The organism is Gemmobacter denitrificans, from assembly GCF_036964905.1.
Lineage (GTDB): Bacteria > Pseudomonadota > Alphaproteobacteria > Rhodobacterales > Rhodobacteraceae > Gemmobacter > Gemmobacter denitrificans.
This window is the reverse complement of record NZ_JBALHR010000001.1, coordinates 75250-93646: the sequence shown is the minus strand read 5'-3', so window position 1 is coordinate 93646 and position 18397 is coordinate 75250. Positions and strand designations below refer to the sequence as shown.

At 64.2% G+C, this 18397-nt stretch carries 20 protein-coding genes; 5 read left to right on the top strand and 15 right to left on the bottom strand.

From position 1 onward, the window contains the following. Nucleotides 1-29: 29 nt before the first annotated feature. Both V6590_RS00470 and ygfZ read left to right on the top strand, forming a co-directional pair. The gene (locus V6590_RS00470) at nt 30-1796 is read left to right on the top strand and encodes an ABC transporter ATP-binding protein (RefSeq protein ID WP_335417893.1); all 1767 of its coding nucleotides are present in this window, start codon (nt 30-32) and stop codon (nt 1794-1796) included. A gap of 2 nt (nt 1797-1798) precedes the next feature. Next, entirely contained in the window at nt 1799-2545 is a 747-nt protein-coding gene (gene ygfZ / locus V6590_RS00465; RefSeq protein WP_434063210.1) for a CAF17-like 4Fe-4S cluster assembly/insertion protein YgfZ, read from the top strand. A 54-nt stretch (nt 2546-2599) separates the two neighbouring features. Here the strand turns inward: ygfZ and efp are convergent, their stop codons facing one another. Further along, nucleotides 2600-3163, bottom strand: a complete 564-nt coding sequence (gene efp, locus V6590_RS00460) for an elongation factor P (protein ID WP_335417887.1) — start codon at nt 3161-3163, stop codon at nt 2600-2602. 214 nt (nt 3164-3377) lie between these two features. On the opposite strand from efp, the gene V6590_RS00455 reads away from it, so the two are divergent. Continuing rightward, nucleotides 3378-3704, top strand: a complete 327-nt coding sequence (locus tag V6590_RS00455) for a DUF6280 family protein (protein ID WP_335417883.1) — start codon at nt 3378-3380, stop codon at nt 3702-3704. A gap of 72 nt (nt 3705-3776) precedes the next feature. On the opposite strand, the gene V6590_RS00450 is transcribed toward V6590_RS00455, so the two are convergent. From V6590_RS00450 to V6590_RS00400, 11 genes are all read right to left on the bottom strand, one after another. Beyond that, nucleotides 3777-4667 carry a hypothetical protein gene (locus V6590_RS00450; RefSeq protein WP_335417882.1) on the bottom strand — a complete coding sequence of 297 codons (891 nt, stop codon included), beginning with the start codon at nt 4665-4667 and terminating at the stop codon, nt 3777-3779. Between the two features lie 101 nt (nt 4668-4768). Beyond that, complete coding sequence (locus tag V6590_RS00445) at nt 4769-6187, bottom strand: TolC family outer membrane protein (RefSeq protein WP_335417880.1); 1419 nt, start codon at nt 6185-6187, stop codon at nt 4769-4771. A 43-nt stretch (nt 6188-6230) separates the two neighbouring features. Beyond that, the gene (locus V6590_RS00440) at nt 6231-6884 is read right to left on the bottom strand and encodes a protein-L-isoaspartate O-methyltransferase family protein (RefSeq protein WP_335417877.1); all 654 of its coding nucleotides are present in this window, start codon (nt 6882-6884) and stop codon (nt 6231-6233) included. A gap of 171 nt (nt 6885-7055) precedes the next feature. Further along, entirely contained in the window at nt 7056-7838 is a 783-nt protein-coding gene (locus V6590_RS00435) for a crotonase/enoyl-CoA hydratase family protein (RefSeq protein WP_335417874.1), read from the bottom strand. A 59-nt stretch (nt 7839-7897) separates the two neighbouring features. Beyond that, complete coding sequence (locus tag V6590_RS00430) at nt 7898-8758, bottom strand: hydroxymethylglutaryl-CoA lyase (RefSeq protein WP_335417871.1); 861 nt, start codon at nt 8756-8758, stop codon at nt 7898-7900. After that, complete coding sequence (locus V6590_RS00425; protein ID WP_335417868.1) at nt 8751-9410, bottom strand: glutathione S-transferase family protein; 660 nt, start codon at nt 9408-9410, stop codon at nt 8751-8753. The genes V6590_RS00430 and V6590_RS00425 overlap by 8 nt, the downstream gene beginning before the upstream one ends. After that, on the bottom strand, nt 9407-11323 hold the full coding sequence (locus V6590_RS00420) for an acetyl/propionyl/methylcrotonyl-CoA carboxylase subunit alpha (RefSeq protein WP_335417864.1): 1917 nt from the start codon (nt 11321-11323) through the stop codon (nt 9407-9409). Before V6590_RS00420 ends, V6590_RS00425 begins: the two co-directional genes overlap by 4 nt. A gap of 4 nt (nt 11324-11327) precedes the next feature. Continuing rightward, a complete protein-coding gene (locus tag V6590_RS00415; RefSeq protein ID WP_335417861.1) occupies nt 11328-12341 on the bottom strand; it encodes an NAD(P)H-dependent flavin oxidoreductase in 1014 nt (337 codons plus the stop codon). Further along, on the bottom strand, nt 12338-12775 hold the full coding sequence (locus V6590_RS00410; protein WP_335417860.1) for a thermonuclease family protein: 438 nt from the start codon (nt 12773-12775) through the stop codon (nt 12338-12340). Before V6590_RS00410 ends, V6590_RS00415 begins: the two co-directional genes overlap by 4 nt. A gap of 8 nt (nt 12776-12783) precedes the next feature. Then, nucleotides 12784-14388, bottom strand: a complete 1605-nt coding sequence (locus V6590_RS00405; protein WP_335417857.1) for a carboxyl transferase domain-containing protein — start codon at nt 14386-14388, stop codon at nt 12784-12786. Beyond that, nucleotides 14385-14561 (bottom strand): hypothetical protein, encoded by a 177-nt coding sequence (locus tag V6590_RS00400; protein ID WP_335417855.1) that lies wholly within the window; start codon nt 14559-14561, stop codon nt 14385-14387. The genes V6590_RS00405 and V6590_RS00400 overlap by 4 nt, the downstream gene beginning before the upstream one ends. 63 nt (nt 14562-14624) lie before the next feature. Here V6590_RS00400 and V6590_RS00395 point away from each other — a divergent pair, with 63 nt between their 5' ends. Then, on the top strand, nt 14625-15221 hold the full coding sequence (locus V6590_RS00395) for an OmpW/AlkL family protein (protein ID WP_335417852.1): 597 nt from the start codon (nt 14625-14627) through the stop codon (nt 15219-15221). 83 nt (nt 15222-15304) lie between these two features. On the opposite strand, the gene V6590_RS00390 is transcribed toward V6590_RS00395, so the two are convergent. Next, nucleotides 15305-16465 carry an isovaleryl-CoA dehydrogenase gene (locus tag V6590_RS00390; protein ID WP_335417850.1) on the bottom strand — a complete coding sequence of 387 codons (1161 nt, stop codon included), beginning with the start codon at nt 16463-16465 and terminating at the stop codon, nt 15305-15307. Nucleotides 16466-16616: 151 nt separating this feature from the next. Between V6590_RS00390 and V6590_RS00385 the strand changes: the two genes are divergently transcribed. Continuing rightward, the gene (locus V6590_RS00385; RefSeq protein WP_335417847.1) at nt 16617-17072 is read left to right on the top strand and encodes a CreA family protein; all 456 of its coding nucleotides are present in this window, start codon (nt 16617-16619) and stop codon (nt 17070-17072) included. Between the two features lie 17 nt (nt 17073-17089). On the opposite strand, the gene V6590_RS00380 is transcribed toward V6590_RS00385, so the two are convergent. Together V6590_RS00380 and V6590_RS00375 are read right to left on the bottom strand one after the other, a co-directional pair. Further along, complete coding sequence (locus tag V6590_RS00380; protein WP_335417844.1) at nt 17090-17839, bottom strand: DNA alkylation repair protein; 750 nt, start codon at nt 17837-17839, stop codon at nt 17090-17092. Next, nucleotides 17836-18396 (bottom strand): pyridoxamine 5'-phosphate oxidase family protein, encoded by a 561-nt coding sequence (locus V6590_RS00375; protein ID WP_335417842.1) that lies wholly within the window; start codon nt 18394-18396, stop codon nt 17836-17838. The genes V6590_RS00380 and V6590_RS00375 overlap by 4 nt, the downstream gene beginning before the upstream one ends. Nucleotide 18397: the final 1 nt, after the last annotated feature.

Genomic DNA, 18397 nt, shown 5'->3' with positions numbered 1-18397 from the left:
TAGACCAAGACAAACTGCCGGAGACGCCCGTGACCAAAGCCCCCAGCGACCCGCGCTATGCCTCGCGCCGCCTGTTTGGCCGGCTCTGGTCCGGCTATCTGCGGCCGCACAGGGGCAAGATGGCCCTGGCCTTCCTGCTGATGGTGATCGAAGGGTCCACGCTGGGCATTCTGTCCTGGCTGCTGGAGCCGCTGTTCGATCAGGTCTTTGCCCCCGGCGGATCGGGCGCGCTGGTCTGGGTGGGCGCGGCGATCTTCGGGCTGTTCCTGATCCGGGCCATAACCTCGGTCCTGTCCAAGGGGTTGCTGACGGCCATCGCCCAGAAAAGCTCGACCACGATGCAGGGCGACCTGCTGGCCCATATCCTGACGCTGGACAGCCGGTTCTTCCAGACCAACCCGCCCGGCGCCTTGATGGAACGTGTGGTGGGCGATACCGGTGCCGTGCAGGGCGTGTGGAGCGCGGTGATCATCGGTGTCGGCCGCGATACCATTGCGCTGGTGTCGCTGTTTGTGGTGGCCCTGTCGATCGATCCGGTCTGGACGGCCGCAGCCCTGATCGGGGCACCGCTACTGATTGCGCCTGCGGCCGTGGTGCAGCGCTATATCCGCCGCAAGACCGCACAGATGCGCGATCAGGCCGGGATGCGGGCCACCCGGCTGGACGAGATCTTTCACGGGATTCAGGCCATCAAGCTGAACCGCATGGAAGACTATCAGACCGGGCGCTTTCGCAAGATCATCGGCGCCATCGTGCGCGCCGAGGTGCGCAGCGTGCTGGGCCGGGCCTCGATCCCGGCGCTGATCGATGTGATCACTGGCATCGGATTCTTCACCGTGCTGATGCTGGGTGGACGCGAGATTGCCGAAGGCAACCGCACAACGGGCGAGTTCATGGCCTTCTTCACCGCCATGTCACTGACCTTTCAGCCGATCCGCCGTCTGGGCGACATGGCGGGGGTCTGGCAGATTGCTGCTGCCTCGCTGGAACGCATTTACCGGCTGTTTGACACCCATAGCCCGCCCCGCCCCGGCGCAGGCCAGGCAAAACCACCCGAAGGTGCGCCCGAAATCGCGCTGCAAGACGTAGAATTCGGCTATGGTGATGCTCCGGTCTTGCGCGGGCTCAGCTTCACAGCCCCGGCGGGCAGGATGACGGCGCTGGTCGGGCCGTCGGGCGCGGGCAAATCCACCATCTTCCACCTGCTGACCGGTCTGGCCGAAGCGCAGGCAGGCCGCATCACCTTGTCGGGTATCGATATCGGCGCGCTGACACTGGCCGATCTGCGGGCGCAGTTTGCGGTCGTGTCGCAGGATGCCATGCTGTTTGACGAGACCCTGCGGGAAAACATCGCCCTGGGCCGCAGCCTTGCCGAAGACCGCTTGTTGCAAGCCATTTCCGATGCGCATCTGTCCGATCTGGTCGCCCAACTGCCGCAAGGGCTCGATACCCCTGCCGGTCCCCGGGGCAGCGCCCTGTCAGGCGGACAGCGCCAACGCGTCGCCATCGCCCGGGCCCTGGCCAATGATGCGCCGGTCCTGCTGCTGGACGAGGCCACTTCGGCGCTGGACGCGGCGTCTGAACAGGCAGTGTCCGAGGCGCTGTCCCGGCTGGCCACCAGCAGTCATGCCGGGCGCACCACGCTTGTGATCGCGCACAGGCTGGCCACCATCCGCGCCGCCGACAAGATCGTGGTGATCGACAAGGGCCGCGTGGTGGAAGAGGGCACCCATGACAGCCTGCTTGCCAAGGGCGGGCTTTATGCCGATCTCTATCGTCTGCAGTTTCAGGAATGACCATGACCCGCCGCCTGATAACCCTGGATGGCCCCGACGCCCTGCCCTTCCTGCAGGGCCTGGTGACGAATGATGTGCTGCCGCTGGGGCGCGGGCCGGGGATTGTCTATGCGGCCCTGCTGACGCCGCAGGGCAAGTATCTGGCCGATTTCTTTGTGGTGAATACCGGGCAAGAGTTGTTGATCGATCTTCCCGATCAGATTGCCGATGCGACGTTGAAACGGCTGACCCTGTATCGGCTGCGGGCCAAAGTGCAGTTCGCGCCTTCCACATTGGCTGTCAGCCGGGGCACCGGCGCTGCCCCGGACGGCACCCTGCCCGATCCGCGCCACCCGGCGCTTGGATGGCGGCATTACGGGGCCGCACATACCGAAGACAACACCGATTGGGCAGCCCTGCGCGTGGCCCATGTGATCCCTGAAACCGGGATCGAACTGATCCCCGATGACACCTTCATTCTGGAGGCCGGGTTCGAAACCCTGCATGGGGTTGATTTCCGCAAGGGATGTTATGTCGGGCAAGAAGTCACTGCGCGGATGAAGCACAAGACCGATCTGCGCAAGGGGTTGATCCGGGTTACGATTGACGGCTCGGCCCCGCCCGGCACACCGATCCTGATGGCAGACGGTCGTGAGGCGGGCCGACTGGGCACCCAATCCGGGGGGCATGCCCTGGCCCATCTGCGCTTTGACCGACTGGATGCTGCGCTGACGGCAGGCACAGCCACGATCCGCCGCGCGCAGCCCTGAAACGATCAAGGCCGGGGCACTGCCCCGGCCCTGTCATCAGATCGGCGTCATCGATCAGGCGCGTTCCGAATATTCCATCAATTCGGTATGCACCCAGATTTCCTCGTCCTGATTGACAAAGGGCGGAACCATGATCCGCACGCCATTATCCAGAACGGCCGGTTTGAAGCTTTTCGAAGCCGTCTGACCGCTGATCACCGGCTCTGCCTCGACAATGCGGCACTTCACCTTTTGCGGGATCTTCACGCTCAGCGCTTCTTCGCCGTAGAACAGCACGGTGGCCGTCATGCCATCCTGCAGGAAGGGCCGCCGGTCACCCAGAAGTTCGGCATCGATTTCGATCTGTTCATAGGTTTCGGCATCCATGAAAACCAGCCGACCATCGGTTTCATACAGGAATTGCTGGTCCTTGTTTTCCAGCGTGACCTCTTCCACCTTGTCTTCCGAACGGAAGCGTTCGTTCAGCTTGCGCCCATCGCGCAGGTTTTTCAGTTCAACCTGCGCGAAAGCCCCGCCTTTTCCGGGCTTTACATGATTGACCTTCACAGCGGCCCAAAGGCCGCCGTCATGATCCAGGATGGCACCCGGACGGATTTCGTTTCCGCTGATCTTCGGCATTGAGGCAAAACCTTGTCAAAAGCTTGATATATTCTTGCGGACACCTATATCTGGGCGGCGTCTGACGCGCAACACAACTAGATACGGTAAGCTCTGTGGCGAGCCATGCAACACGCGCATGACAGTCATTCCAAAGACGGCATACCGAATCGTCGTGAAAGCGTCATATTCCCGTGGCGCCGGAATATGCAAGAGCAAGAACAGGACGACCGAAATGGCAGACTTCATCGACGGAACCGCCTTCAACTATGAACAAGGGCAGCGCGCGCGCAAGCTTTTTGCGGCGGTGGTTCTGGCGGCCCTGGATGACGCGATTGCCGATGACAAGAAATATGGCAACGGTCCGGAACAGATTGCCCGCTGGGCGCGGTCGCGCGACGGGCGCGAAGTGCTGTCCTGTGCCGGAATCGACCCGAATGAACGCGTGGTCAAAGGCCTGATGGAATTCGTGGGCAAGGGTGTGCGGACCTCTGTTGCGCTGTCGCGCGAAGAAAGCGAACGCCGCGCTGCTGCCGACATGGATCACGCCGAAGCGGCGTGACCTGCAGCCCTTTGCCACTGTGCAAAAAGGCGCCCGTCGGGCGCCTTTTCCATTGGCAGAACACAGATTGGTTCAGCCCTGCCCCATCTCGCGGCTGACAAGGATACGGTTGATTTCGGATCGCACCAGTTTGCGCACATTGCGGGTGATACGTTCGCCCAGAACGCCCTGCAATTCTTCGCGGATGATATCGCGGACCAATTCGCGCAGCGCCTCTTCGTCGAACCCGTCTTCGGGCAGATCGAACAGCCCCTCGGCCGCCTGATGCGGTTCGGTTCCGGTCTGTTCCGCCTCGGCCTGAGCCCGGGCGATTTCGGCCAAGGCCGCCGCTTCGGCCAGGTCGGCCAGCTCGGGATCAAGGGGGGCTTCGTCGCGCGCTGAATCGGCCATCTCTGGCTCATGCAGGCTGGCAACAACGGCCTCGGCCCAGGCCCCGTCATGCCAGGCTTGCTGCAACCGCGCCTCGTCGGGCGAGATGCTGCGCAGAACCTCGGCCTCTTCTACGGCGTCCACGTCAATGGACACCACTTCGGGCCCGACAGCCCAGCCTTCGATGGCTTCGGCCTCGTTATCGCCATCATCATCGAATTGCGTCTCGGGTGCGGCCTGCGCAATCCGGTCCAGAAGCGCGCCAAAGGTTGATCCTTCGATCACCTGTGCGCTGTGCTGTTCCGGCTCGTCCTGCTCCACATCCAGCGCCACAGGCGCTTCGGCCACGTCTTCGGCTTGCGGATCAGGCGCGGTTTCACAGGCAGGGGAATCTTCAATGACCCGCAGCGCAGGGGTCAGGATCAGCTTGTCCGACGGCGCATCGGCCACGGCTTTGTCGGGCGCAGGGGGCGCCGAAACCGGCACCGATGCAGCATTCCGCGCCTGAGACGGGCGCAGATCTTCGGACACAAGTCGACGGATAGAGGACAAGACGTCCTCGATCTCGCTGGAACTCATCGGCTCGCCGCTCATGCCTGCCCCGTTATCTGCTTTGCGGAAACAGTAACCGCTGTGCCCCCATCCTGCAAGATGATGGGGAAACAGCAGTTAACAATTCCTGCAAGATCGGCGTCTTATTCCTTGCCGATGCTGCGCAATACGCGATCCAGCGCCTCGCCCTGATAGGAGGTCGCAGGGGCATCCTTCACGGCGTTGTAATAGGAGGTCACGTCATAGGTGGGGATGCCAAGGTTCAGATCGGCCACCGTCAGACGCCCGGTGGCTGCAAGGGCAGTATAAACAGCCTTGTAGCGCAAGGCCTCGGCCTGAATCCGGCTTGCGCGGGCATCCAGCAGTTCCTGCTCGGCATCCAGCACTTCCAGCGTGGTGCGCGCGCCCAGCTTGGCCTCTTCGCGCAGGCCATCAAAGGCGATCTGTGCTGCTTCGATCTGGCGGGCACTGGCCGAAATCTGGGCATCAGCCACCGCCAGCCGCGCCCAGGCATTGCCAAGGTTCTGATCCAGCTGCACCCGGGTCTGGTGCAACTGGGCGCGCTGCGCCTCGGCTTCGGCCAAGGCCCGACGATAGAGCGCCGACAACCGCCCCCCGGTATAGATCGGCGCGTTGAAGGTGATGCCGGTGGAGAGCTGGTTGAAATCAGACGCCGCACTGCTGGTGCCTTCGTAAACCCCGGCCGTCAGGTCCATCGAAATGGTGGGCTTCATCTCGGCTTCGGCAATCTCTACCGCAAGGTCGCGCACCTTGACCAAGTGCTGCGCCCGGATCATTTCGGGGTGATTGCGCCGCGCAACCGATTGCGCGGCTTCCAGACTGTCGGCCAGTCTGGGCAGTTTGGGCAGAGCGCGCAGATTGCCCGGATAGGCACCAGTTGCCGCCTTATAGGCCTCGCGCGCCACAAGAAGATCGCCCTCTGCCACGGCAAGCGCAGCACGGGCCTGCGCCAGACGCGATTCCGCCACCGCCACATCGGTGCGGGTGACTTCGCCCACATCAAACCGATCCTGCGAGGCGCGCAGTTCCTGCCCGATCACCCGGGTATTGTTGCTGCGCAGATCGACAATCTCTTGCGCCAGCCGCACATCGACATAGGCATTCACTGTGGCCAGCAACACATCCTGTTCGACGGATACCAGCCCGGCCCGGGTGGCCAGCACGGCCTCTTTGGCGGCGGCGATCCGGCCATCGGTGCGGCCGAAATCCATCAGAATGATCTGCCAGACATATTCAAAAGAATAAGAGGTGCTGTGGTCTTCGCTAGGTATCCGCGAGAAACCAGAGAACTGCCCGGCATTTTCGTTGAACTGACGGTTGCGCCGGAAGCGTGCCGTGAATTCCAGCACAGGTTTCAGCGCCGATACCGCCGTGGCCACATCTTCATCCGCCGCACGCAACAGCGCCCGGTTCTGATCCAGCAGGTTGGAATTGCGATAGGCCGCGATCATTGCATCGGCCAGCGTTTCGGCCTGGGCCTGCGGTGCCACCCAGACGAAGGCCGCCGTCGTGGCCGCAAGAACCTGTTTCCAACCGATCATCGCCTGCTCCTGTAACTGTGTTCGCCCTGCCCGCCGCCGGAAATCAGAGCGTGAAGGCCTTGTGCACCGCAAATCCCGGCAGAACCGGGGCCGTGGCATTGAAGGCATTCCGCCAGGTGATCTGGCCATCGATCTTGTAGCCGATCCGGGCCACGCCAAGCGCGCCGTCCATGAAGATGGCGCCGATGCGACCGCCTTCTTTCAGCTGTGCCACCAGCGCCTCTGGCAGGGTTTCCACTGCGCCCTGCAGCGTGATCACGTCATAGGGCGCGGCCTTGGGGGCACCGGCAGCCAAAGGCCCGACCTGCACGGCCGCATTGTCCACATCCTGCGCCGACAATGTCGCCTGCGCGTCGCGCGCAAGCGTTTCGTCTTCTTCAACCGCAATCACGGTTTCGGCCATACGCGCGATCACCGCCGCCGAATAGCCCAGCCCCGACCCGATATCGAGAACGGTATCCGTGGGTTGGATATCCAGCGCATCCAGCATCTTGGCCAGGACCCGAGGGTCCATGACGACGCGCCCAGCCCCAAGCCCCACATGCTCGCCCACATAGGCAACCTCGCGGCGGGCGGGTGGCACGAATGCCTCGCGCGGTACGGCAAGCATGGCCTCGATGATGGTGAATTTGGTCACATCCGACGGGCGGATCTGGGTATCGACCATCATGGTGCGGCGGGTGGCGAAATCGGTCATGCTAAACTCATCGGTCCAGTTTCGGCGTCCCCCACCTGATGCCACAGAAACCACGGCGCGGCAACCTGGCAATCCCGGTCGGATCACGTGAATGTGCATTCACATTCCACATGCGGAATACGACTGCAAGCAGATTCGCGCGATGACCGATTGCTGTGAAAGGAATGCCGGTCAGACTGCCCAGGACGGTTTGCGTTTGCCCAGAAAAGCGGCGATTCCTTCGGCGGATTCCAGGCTCTCCCAGCGGGCAACCAGCCGGTCGATCGTGGCGTCGATCAGCGCGCGGTCCAGCGGCGGGGCCAGCATGGCCACCAGTGCCTTGGAGTCGGCCACCGCACCCGGCGCGCATTGCAGGAATGGGGCCACTTCGGCCTCGACCGCCGCATCGAGATCCGCCGCAGTGACAATCTGAGACAGAAGGCCGATGCGATGCGCCTCGGCTGCGTCGAACAGGCGGGCCGACAGGAAATGCCGCCGTGCCGCGGCAGCGCCCATCCGGGCCACCACATAGGGCGAGATGGTGGCGGGGATCAGGCCCAGCTTCGTTTCGGTCAGGCCGAACTTCGCCTCGGGCACGCCGATGCACAGATCGCAGACCGCCATCATGCCCACCCCGCCGCCATAGGCCTGCCCCTGCACCCGCCCGATCAGTGGCTTGGGCAGAGTATCCAGCGCCTGCAGCATCAGGGCCAGCGCCGTGGCTCCGGCGCGGCGGGTTTCCGCATCCGCCTCGATCTGCGCCTTCATCCAGGTCAGATCGCCGCCCGCGCAGAAACTGGTGCCGGCCCCTGTCAGGACAACCACGCGCACCGCAGGATCGGCACCAAGCTGATGTGCGGCTTGGGTCAATTCCTCAATCATCTGGGCCGACAGGGTATTATGCTTGTCGGGCCGGTTCAGCGTCAGTGTCGCAACGCCGCGCAGATCGGTGGCAAGGGTGAGGGTTTCAAACATTTCGCACCTTGATGTGTAACTTGAGGAATGAGCCGCTTGTTTTTGATTCTGCGTGCATTTCAAGGATTTTCGAGACGCAGACTGCGCGCCATTTCAGCGGCCTTTCCCAGCAATACGGGATTTAGACCGGTCTCGAACCCCAGATCGGCCAGACGCGCCGCGACCGCCTCGGTCGCGACATTGCCCGCAGCCCCCGGCGCATAGGGGCAACCGCCCAGGCCGCCCACGGCGGCATCAAAGACGCGCAGACCAAGTGCCAAGGATTGCTCGATATTTTCCAGCGCGCGGCCCCTGGTATCGTGGTAATGCCCGGCGAGTTGGGCTGCTGGCACCTCGGCCAGCACAGCCTTCAGCATGGCGCGGATGGTATGCGGCGTGCCATGGCCGATCGTATCGCCCAAGCTGATCTCATAACAGCCCATGTCGCGCAGGGCAGCGGCGACGCGGGCCACCTGGGCGGGGGGCGTTGGGCCGTCAAAGGGGCAATCGGTCACCACCGAGACATAGCCACGCAGCGGAATGCCGTCGGCGCGGGCGGCCTCGGCCACTGGCGCGAAACGCTCAAGGCTTTGAGAAATCGAGCAATTCAGGTTGGCCTGACTGAAGCCTTCGGAGGCGGAGGCGAAGATTGCCACCTCATCGGCGCGGGCGGCGCGGGCGGCCTCATAGCCCTTGAGGTTGGGGGTCAGCGCGGCATAGCTGATACCGGGCGCGCGGGAGATGCCCGCCAGCACCTCAGCCGCGTCGGCCATTTGCGGCACCCATTTCGGGCTGACGAAACTGGTGACCTCGATCCGGCGAAACCCTATGGAAGACAAGAGGTTGACCAGCGCGATCTTGTCCGCCGCCGGGATCAGACGCTTTTCGTTTTGCAGGCCGTCGCGCGGGCCCATTTCAAAGATTTCAACAAAATCAGACATTTGGGGTCTCGTAAAAATCACGGGTATAGAGCGTGTCAGCCCCGGCGCGGGCCATGGCGCGGATATAGGCCGGGCGGGCGGCCATAGCCTCAGCATAGGCGGACAGGCGGGGGTAACTGTCGCGCCGCACAAAGCGGAACACGGCGGGAATGTTGAATCCCAACATTACATCCGCGCCAGAAAACCCTGATTCCATGAGTGTTTTTCGATTCTCCAGCGCGGTCTCCATCACCTTCATCGTGACCTCCAGCCGCTTGGTAAGCAGCTTCATCAGCACCGGCGAGCGGGCCTCGACCGGGCGGAGGAAGATGTGCTGGATGTTCAACTGCTCCAGAATGGGCGCCTGGGTTTCGGCGAAGTGGAGCCATTCGAGGAAACGCGGCCGGTCGGGGGCTGTGACGGCGGGGGCGAGCCCAGAGTCAGGGTGGCGTTCCAGCAGGGTTTGCAGGATCGCGCCGCTCTCCGAAATGGTTAACCCGTCCCATTCCAACACCGGGATGCGGCCCATGGGCGAGAGCGCGCGGAAGGCGGCGCTGCGGGTGGAGCCATCATCGAGGCGCCAGTTCTGCACCTCATAATCCAGCCCCAATTCCTCGAGCAGCCACAAGATGCGGAAGCTGCGCGCGCCCGGAACGTGGTGCAGGCGGATCATGCGGGCGCCTCCTCGGCCAGCAGGATCAGCGCGGCCCCGGCCTCGACCTGGGCGCCCGGTGCTGTCAGAATCTCGGCGATCACACCATCGCGGGCGGCGGTGAGCGTATGTTCCATCTTCATCGCCTCGAGGATCGCCAGACGATCGCCCGCCTGCACCGCCTGCCCCGGCGTGACAAACACCGCCTTCACCAACCCCGGCATGGGAGAGAGCGTGGCATTGCCAGCGGCGCCAGCAGCTGCCTCGTGCGCCAATGGATCGACCGGGGTGAAAGTGAAACACTGTCCATGTTCGAAGACATGGATGTCATCTCCGCAGCGCACAACCGGCAGGCGGGGGGCGGCATGTTCGGAACCATCCAGGCAAACCAGAGGCTGACCGTCGCGCCAGATCAGCCGCGCCTCGATCGTCTCACCCGCGTGCTGCACTGCAAGGGTGCGACTGAGCGGTGCCCAAAGGGTAAAGCCCGTCAGCGATACCGGTTGCGCATCCTGGGGCAGAGGAGCCCCATGCGCCAGAAGGGTAGCCACGATCACCACCTGCGAAGGGGTCGGGGTGGTGACGAGGGTGGCCAAGTCGCGCTCGATCAACCCGGTATCCACGTCGCCGGCCGCAAAGCCCGGGTGGCGGGCCAGCGCGCCAAGGAAGGCGAGGTTGGTGACGGTGCCTGCCACCTGCGTCTGATCCAGCGCGCGGGCCAGTTGCTGCAACGCGGCGGCGCGAGTCGGGCCATGGACGATCACCTTGGCAATCATCGGGTCATACCAGGGGCTGATCGTGTCGCCCGAGCGCACGCCAGTATCGGCCCGGCAGCCCGGCGGGAAGGCGAGATGCGCCAGCCGCCCGGTGGCGGGCAGGAAGCCTGCGGGCACATCCTCGGCGTAAAGCCGGGCCTCGAAGGCGTGGCCCGTCAGAGGGATCTGGTCTTGCCGCAGGGGCAGCGGTTCACCGCTCGCGACGCGAAGCTGCCATTCCACCAGATCAAGGCCGGTGATCGCCTCGGTCACCGGGTGTTCGACTTGCAGGCGGGTGTTCATCTCCATGAACCAGAAACGGTCGGCGCGCAGGCCTTCGGAGGCATCCACGATAAATTCGATAGTGCCTGCCCCCTTGTACTGAATCGTGCGGGCGGCGCGCACGGCGGCCTCGCCCATGGCGGCGCGCATCTCGGGCGGCATGCCGGGGGCCGGGGCTTCCTCGATCACCTTCTGGTGGCGGCGCTGGAGCGAGCAGTCGCGTTCATAGAGGTGCACGGCATCCTTGCCATCGCCAAAGACCTGCACCTCGATATGGCGGGGCTTTTCGACATACTTCTCGATCAGCACGGCCTGATTGCCGAAGGCGGTGGCGGCCTCGCCTTGCGCCGAGGCGAGGGCGTCGAGGAAATCCGCCGCGCGGGTCACCTTGCGCATGCCCTTGCCGCCGCCGCCGGCCACCGCCTTGATGAGGACGGGGTAGCCGATCCGGGCGGCTTGATCGGCGAGGAAGGCGGGGTCTTGATTGGCCCCGTGATAGCCCGGCACCACCGGCACGCCCGCCTGCGACATCAGCGCCTTGGCGGCATCCTTGAGGCCCATGGCGCGGATCGCCTGACCCGAGGGGCCGATGAAGGTGAGGCCTGCGGCCTGCACCGCATCGACGAAATCGGGGTTTTCCGACAGGAAGCCATAACCGGGATGGATGGCTTGGGCACCCGTGGCGAGGGCGGCGGCGATGATCGCATCGCCGCGCAGATAGCTGTCGCGCGGGGCCGGGCCGCCGATGGCCACGGCCTCATCGGCCAGGGCGACATGGAGGGCTTGTGCATCGGCCGACGAATAGACCGCGACACTCGCCACGCCCAGACGGCGGGCAGTGGCAATGATGCGGCAGGCAATCTCACCCCGGTTGGCGATCAGGATTTTCTGGAACATGGGCTCAGACCTCTGCTGCGGGATGATCGGGGGTGGGCGCGACAGGCACCTCCCCCCGGGAAAGTTGGAACAGGGACAAACGCTGCTCGGCCTCGGCCCCGATCCAGGCGAGCAGGTCGGCAGCGGGGGCAGTATCGCGGATCAGGCCAATGGCTTCGCCCGCAACGGGGCTGCCATTTTCGGCATCGCCCATCGCCTGAGCCGCAGTCCAATCGGCGCGGGCATTGGCGGCACCGGGCGCGCGCAGGGCGTCTGGGGTGCTGTGCCAGCGGTCAGTGAAGCCTGAACGCATGACGCGGATGGTGAAGGGATCGGGCCAGCCAAGCCCGCGCACGGCATCCACCGCGCGGGTGCGCAGCGTGGCATCGCCATCGGCGGCCAGCGCGGCGCGGTGAAAACCTGCGGGCACCAGCGCCTCGGACGCGGCCCAGAACCGGCTGCCGATCAGCGCGCCATCGGCCCCAAGCATGAGCGCCGCCGCAAGGCCCCGGCCATCGGCAATGCCCCCCGCCGCCAGCAGCAGGGTTTCGGGCGCGCGGGCGGCCATGAGATCGGCAATCTCCGGCGTCAGGCTGATCGTGCCGCGCGTCGCACCATGGCCGCCCGCTTCGGCCCCTTGGGCGACGATGATCCGCGCCCCGGACTCCAGCGCCGCGCGGGCATGCTCCAGCGTCTGACATTGGCAGATCAGGGGCACCCCGGCAGCTTGGATTGCGGCGGCAAAGGGCGCAGGGTCACCAAAGGACAGCATGACGGCACGCGGGCCGCGATCAAGGCAGCGGGCCAGAAGGTCAGCCGTCAGCTTCCAGGTGATGAAGCCGATACCGATGGCGGCCCCTTCGGCCAGATCCCATTCCCGGGCGATCCAGTCGGCATCGCCATAACCGCCGCCCAACAGGCCAAGCCCCCCGGACCGGGCAACGGCCGCGGCCAACCGTCCCCCGGCGGCACCCGCCATGGGGGCCAGCGCAACCGGATGGACCAAACCGAAAGCGCGGGTAAAGCGCGTGTCGATCATTGCGGCAGCCCCTTGCACCAGTTGATCCGCTTGCCACCCGCATAGGGCGTAGCCAATCCTTCGGCCACCATGCGATCCGCCACGTCCTGCCCGTTCAGGCGCAGCCGGATCAGACGGCGGCCATATTTGTCGCGCCCCAGATCGGCAATGCCGGGCTGTGCATCCGCGACCAGTTCCCGCAGGCGCAAGGTTGCGCGTTTGCCCAATGCGCGCTCGGCCTCGCATGCCGCATCGCGGGTTTCCGGCGCGTCATAGCCGTGAAGCCGGGCTGTTTCGGTGACAGTGCCGCAGATCAGATGCACCGTATCACCATCCAGCACCGCCCCTATCCGACACCCCTGTTCGCTGAGTTGCTCATGAGGCGCGTAACGTCCGGCCAGCGCCAGCAACCCGGCGAGCAGCAACGCGACATAGACCAGAAGATCCGGCGACATGCGACGCCTCACATCCGGAACACGCCAAAGCGCGTGGGTTCAATCGGGGCATTCAACGCGGCAGAGAGCGAGAGGGCGAGGGTCGCCCTTGTCTTGCGCGGGTCAATGATGCCGTCATCCCAGAGCCGGGCCGAGGCGTAGAGCGGGTGGCTTTGACGTTCGAACATCTCGATGGTGGGGCGTTTGAATTCGGCCTCGTCCTCGGCCGACCAGGTGCCGCCTGCGCGCTCGATCCCGTCGCGTTTCACGGTGGCCAGCACCCCTGCCGCCTGTTCGCCGCCCATGACCGAGATGCGGCTGTTGGGCCATGTCCAGAGGAAGCGGGGCTGATAGGCGCGGCCTGCCATGCCGTAATTGCCCGCGCCGAAGCTGCCGCCGACCAGCATGGTGATCTTGGGCACATTGGTGGCGGCGACGGCGGTGACCATCTTGGCGCCGTGGCGGGCGATGCCCTCGTTTTCGTATTTGCGGCCCACCATGAAGCCGGTGATGTTTTGCAAAAAGACCAGCGGGATATTGCGCTGGCTGCAGAGTTCGACGAAATGCGCGCCCTTGATCGCGGCTTCGGAGAACAGCACGCCGTTATTGGCGATGATCCCCACCGGGCAGCCCATCACATGGGCAAAACCGGTGACGAGGGTTTCGCCGAAGCGGGGTTTGAACTCGTCAAAGCACGAGCCATCCACCACGCGGGCGATGACCTCGCGGATGTCATAGGGTGTGCGCAGATCGCCCGGCACCACGCCGAGGATCTCCTCGGGGTCATAGGCCGGGTCTTCGGGGGCCTGCCATTGCACGGTGGCGGGGCGGCTACGGTTCAGGTGGCTGAGCGCGCGGCGGGCAAGGGCCAGGGCATGGGCATCATCCTCGGCCAGATAATCGGCCACGCCCGACAGGCGAGTATGCACATCGCCGCCGCCCAGGTCTTCGGCGCTGACCACCTCGCCCGTCGCGGCGCGCACCAAGGGGGGGCCCGCAAGGAAGATGGTGCCCTGATCCCGCACGATGATGGTGACATCGGACATGGCGGGGACATAGGCGCCGCCTGCGGTGCAAGAGCCCATGACGACGGCGATTTGCGGGATGCCCTGCGCACTCATCCGCGCCTGATTGTAGAAGATGCGGCCGAAATGATCGCGGTCAGGGAAGACCTCATCCTGATTGGGCAGGTTGGCGCCACCGCTATCCACCAGATAAACGCAAGGCAGCGCGCATTCCTGCGCGATTTCCTGCGCGCGCAGGTGTTTCTTGACGGTCATCGGGTAATAGGTGCCGCCCTTCACGGTGGCATCATTGCAGACCACCATGACCTCTTGCCCATGCACCCGGCCAATGCCCGCGATGACCCCGGCGCAGGGCGCCGCACCATCGTAAAGCCCATGGGCCGCCGTTGCGCCGATTTCGAGGAAGGGCGAGCCGGGATCGAGCAGCCCCGCCACCCGGTCGCGCGGGGCGAGTTTGCCGCGCGCGATATGGCGGGCCATGGCCTTTTCGCCCCCGCCTGCGGCGGCCAGCGCAGCCGCCTCGGCCACAGTATCCAGCATGGCCAGATGCGCCGCGCGATTGGCCTTGAAGCCGTCAGAACCGGTGAGAATGCGGGACGTGAGTTTCATGGGGTCATTTCCGGAACAAAGGGAAGACGGCACCCCGCCCGGGCCGGGCAGAGCGGGTTCTGTGTGGCGGCAGGCTGGGACGAAAAGCGGTATGTCAAAATCATCTTTTCTTGTGATTTCAAATCACTATGCGCCAGAATGTCGCGCCCAAAGATCGCAACAAGTTGATCCATGTCAACGATATGACAGCGATCATCGGCGCATGGTCGGCGCGCAATGCAACTGTGAGTACGACCATGAAACTGACCTCTCTCACCCTCGCCCTGATGGCCGCGACGCTGGCCGCCCCCGCGCTTGCCCAATCGGCCGGCGACATGACGCTGGGCTTTGGCCTGGGTCTGGTGGCCCCGAAATCCGACAATGGCACTGTTGCTGGCGGCGCGACCGAGATCGAGGACAATGTTCGCCCGACGCTGACCTTCGAATACTTCATCAAGGACAATATCGGTCTGGAAGTGCTGGCTGCCCTGCCCTTCAAGCATGACATCAATGTCGGTGGCGCGAAGGTCGGCACGACCAAGCACCTGCCGCCGACGCTCTCGCTGAACTACCACTTCCCGACGGGCGGGGCCTTCAAACCCTTCGTCGGTCTGGGCATCAACTACACCACCTTCTTCGAAGACCGGTCGCCGCTGGGCGATCTGAAGATCAAGGACAGCTGGGGCCTTGCCGCGCATCTGGGTGCCGATTACGCGATCAGCGAAAAAGGCGCGCTGCGGATGGATATCCGCTACATCGACATCGACAGCGACGTCTATCTGAACGGCGCGAAGGTCGGCAAGGTCGAGGTCGATCCGCTGGTGGTGGGCGTCTCCTACATCATGAAGTTCTGATCCCCGAAAGGACCAGAAAGGTGCGGAAGGGTGCGGGGTTTCCCCGTACCCTTTTTTCATGATGCCCCAGACCGCCATGGCGATCAGACCGCCGCCATCAATTCGCGGCCGATCAGCATGCGGCGGATTTCCGAGGTGCCCGCGCCGATTTCCATCAGCTTGGCATCGCGGAACAGGCGGCTGACGGTCGAGTCGTTCAGGAACCCGGCCCCGCCAAGCGCCTGCACGGCCTGATGCGCCTGCACCATCGCCTGTTCCGAGGCATAAAGCACACAGCCCGCCGCATCGGCCCGGGTGACCGTGCCCCGGTCGCAGGCGCGCGCAGCCTCATAGACATAGGCGCGGGCCGAATTCATCGCGACATACATATCGGCGATCTTGGCCTGCATCAGTTGGAAATTCCCGATCGGCTGACCGAATTGCTGCCGTTCGCGGGCATAAGGCAGCACTTCGTCAAGGCAGGCAGCCATGATCCCGGTGCCGATGCCCGACAGCACGACGCGTTCATAATCCAGACCCGACATCAGGACGCGCACGCCGCGCCCCTCTTCGCCCAGCACGTTTTCGAAGGGTACTTCGCAATTGTCGAAGATCAGTTCGCCCGTATTCGACCCACGCATCCCCAGCTTGTCGAAATGCGGGCTGGTGGAAAAGCCCTTGAACCCACGTTCCACGATGAAGGCCGTGATGCCCTTGGGGCCGGCCTCCGGATCGGTCTTGGCATAGACGATCAGCGTATCGGCATCGGGGCCATTGGTGATCCAGTATTTCGACCCGTTCAGAACATAATAGCCGTTGCGCTTTTCCGCGCGCAGCTTCATCGACACCACATCCGACCCGGCCCCGGGTTCCGACATGGCCAGCGCACCGACATGTTCACCCGAGACCAGCTTGGGCAGGTATTTCGCCTTTTGCTCCGTGCTGCCATTCAGCTTCATCTGATTGACGCACAGGTTGGAATGGGCGCCATATGACAGGCTGATGCTGGCCGAGGCGCGGGCGATTTCCTCGGTCGCAATCACATGCGCCAGATAGCCCATCCCTGCCCCGCCATACTCCTCTGACACGGTAATGCCCAGTAGGCCAAGGCTGCCCATCTCGCGCCACAGATCCGACGGGAAGACATTGTCGCGGTCCACCTGTGCGGCAATCGGCTTCACCCGGTCCTGCGCCCAGGCATGCACCATGTCACGCATGGCGGCGATGTCTTCGCCCAGATCGAACTGCATCGGAGATGTGAACATCTTCCCCTCCCAGGAATTGAACATGTGTTCAATAAACGCTTTCCCCCGAGTCGCGTCAAGCCCTTCGTGCAGGCGCAATCGCAGCGTCAGCCTTGCGCCACCGCCCGCCAGAACCCAGATTGTGAGCGTGGTTCAATGGAGGTTCCCCGCGATGCGCAAGGTTCTGCTGCTGTCTGCCCTGCTGGCAAGCCCGGCCATGGCCGAGGAAGTCGGCAAGGTTGGGGTGGATTGGGTGGGCAACGATATTGTCATCGAAGCCTTCGAAGACCCGAAGGTGCAGGGCGTCACCTGCCATCTGGCCTATTTCGAGCGGTCGCTGATCGACCGGTTCAGCAATGGCAACTGGTTCGAAGACCCCAGCTATTCAGCGGTGGATTGCAGCCAGACCGGGCCGATCACGCTGGGCAAGATCGACCGGGGCGCCGATGGCGAGGAAGTGTTCAGCGAGGGTCGATCGCTGATCCTCAAATCGCTGAAGGTCACGCGGGTCTATGACGAGGCGAACAATGCCCTGATCTATCTGGGCCATGCCAGCGAGCTGACCCAAGGGTCGGGCAAGATGTCGCTCTCCGTAGTGCCGCTGGGAAATGCCGCGCCCCGCCCCTGACAGGGCGGCGGCGGCGCTCAGGCGGGCAGATATTGCGCAGCTTCCTTGCGCGCAAAGGCCTTCATCCCGGCCCCGTGGGCATCGAGAAAGACTTGCGTGCGCACCGGATCATGTTTGGACAGGTCGCGCAGCCACCAGGCCACGGCCTTCTGGATGAACCAGTCGCGATCAGGCACATAGCTGGCTGCCCAATCCAGCACCCGTTCCCGCGCTGCGGTTTCCTCGGACTTGGGGAAGTTGAGCTTGGCCAGCGGCAGGGTGATGACCAGCGCGGCGCGGCGCTGCCACATCAGCGGGCTTTGGGTCCAGCTTTCGATCTGATCCAGCCGGGACAGATCGGCCATCACCCGTTTCTGGCCGGCGCTGCAGGCATGATCGGCAATGGCCCAGGCATCGAATTGCGGCACCCAGGTCGCGATCATGGCCCAGACGGCATCATCCGGGCGGATGCGCGCCTGGGTCAGCAGCTTGGCTGCCGCGACCCGGCCTTCATGGACATTGCTGTCCCACAGGCCCTGCGCCAGTGCCAGACGCTCTTCCAGACCGATCTGCGCCCGCCAGGCCTTGGTCAATGCGTCGATGTCAGGCACGACCGCCCCAAGATAGACCCGATCCACCTTGTGATAGGCGGCCATATCCGCAGCCTTGCCCGGCACCGCACACTCCGCGATCTGCGCAAGGGCGGCATCCGCATCGGCGGGTACGGGTACGGGAGCCGGTTCGGGCGCGTCTTCCGGCCAATCCTGCACGCTTTCGGCTTCGGTCATTCGCGTTCCTCCAGATTGGCACCGATCCCGGTCGGCAGCCCGTCGATGGACTGCCGGTTGCGGCTGTCCCAGTATTCGCGCAAGCCTGCCTCACCCTTTTGCACCGCCCAGTCGTGCAACACCGGGCGTTCACGCGGGCTTTCCATCATCGGCACCGCAAAGCCACAGGAGCTTTGCACCAGATCGACCGCCATGTCACAGATCTGCCGTGCGCCGGGCAGATCGGGCAGTTGGGCCGCCAGCGCCGCCCATTCGCCATCGCCCCGATGCAGCATCCGCGCCGTTCCATAGGCGCGCAGGATCAGCGGGCGTGGGCCAAAGCTGCACCACATCACCGTCATGCGCGGATCAAGCGGAAGATGCGCGGCGGTTTCATTTCCCGATCCGGTGACATTCAGCCAGATCAGGCGGTTCGGCCCCAAAAGGCGCAGACTGTCCATGCCCTTGGGGCTGAGATTGATGCGCGCGCCGGGCGCGGTGCTGGCCACGAAAAACACCGCCTGTTCGGCGACAAAGGCACGGTGACCATCGTCAAAACCGGGGAACTGTTTGGCCATC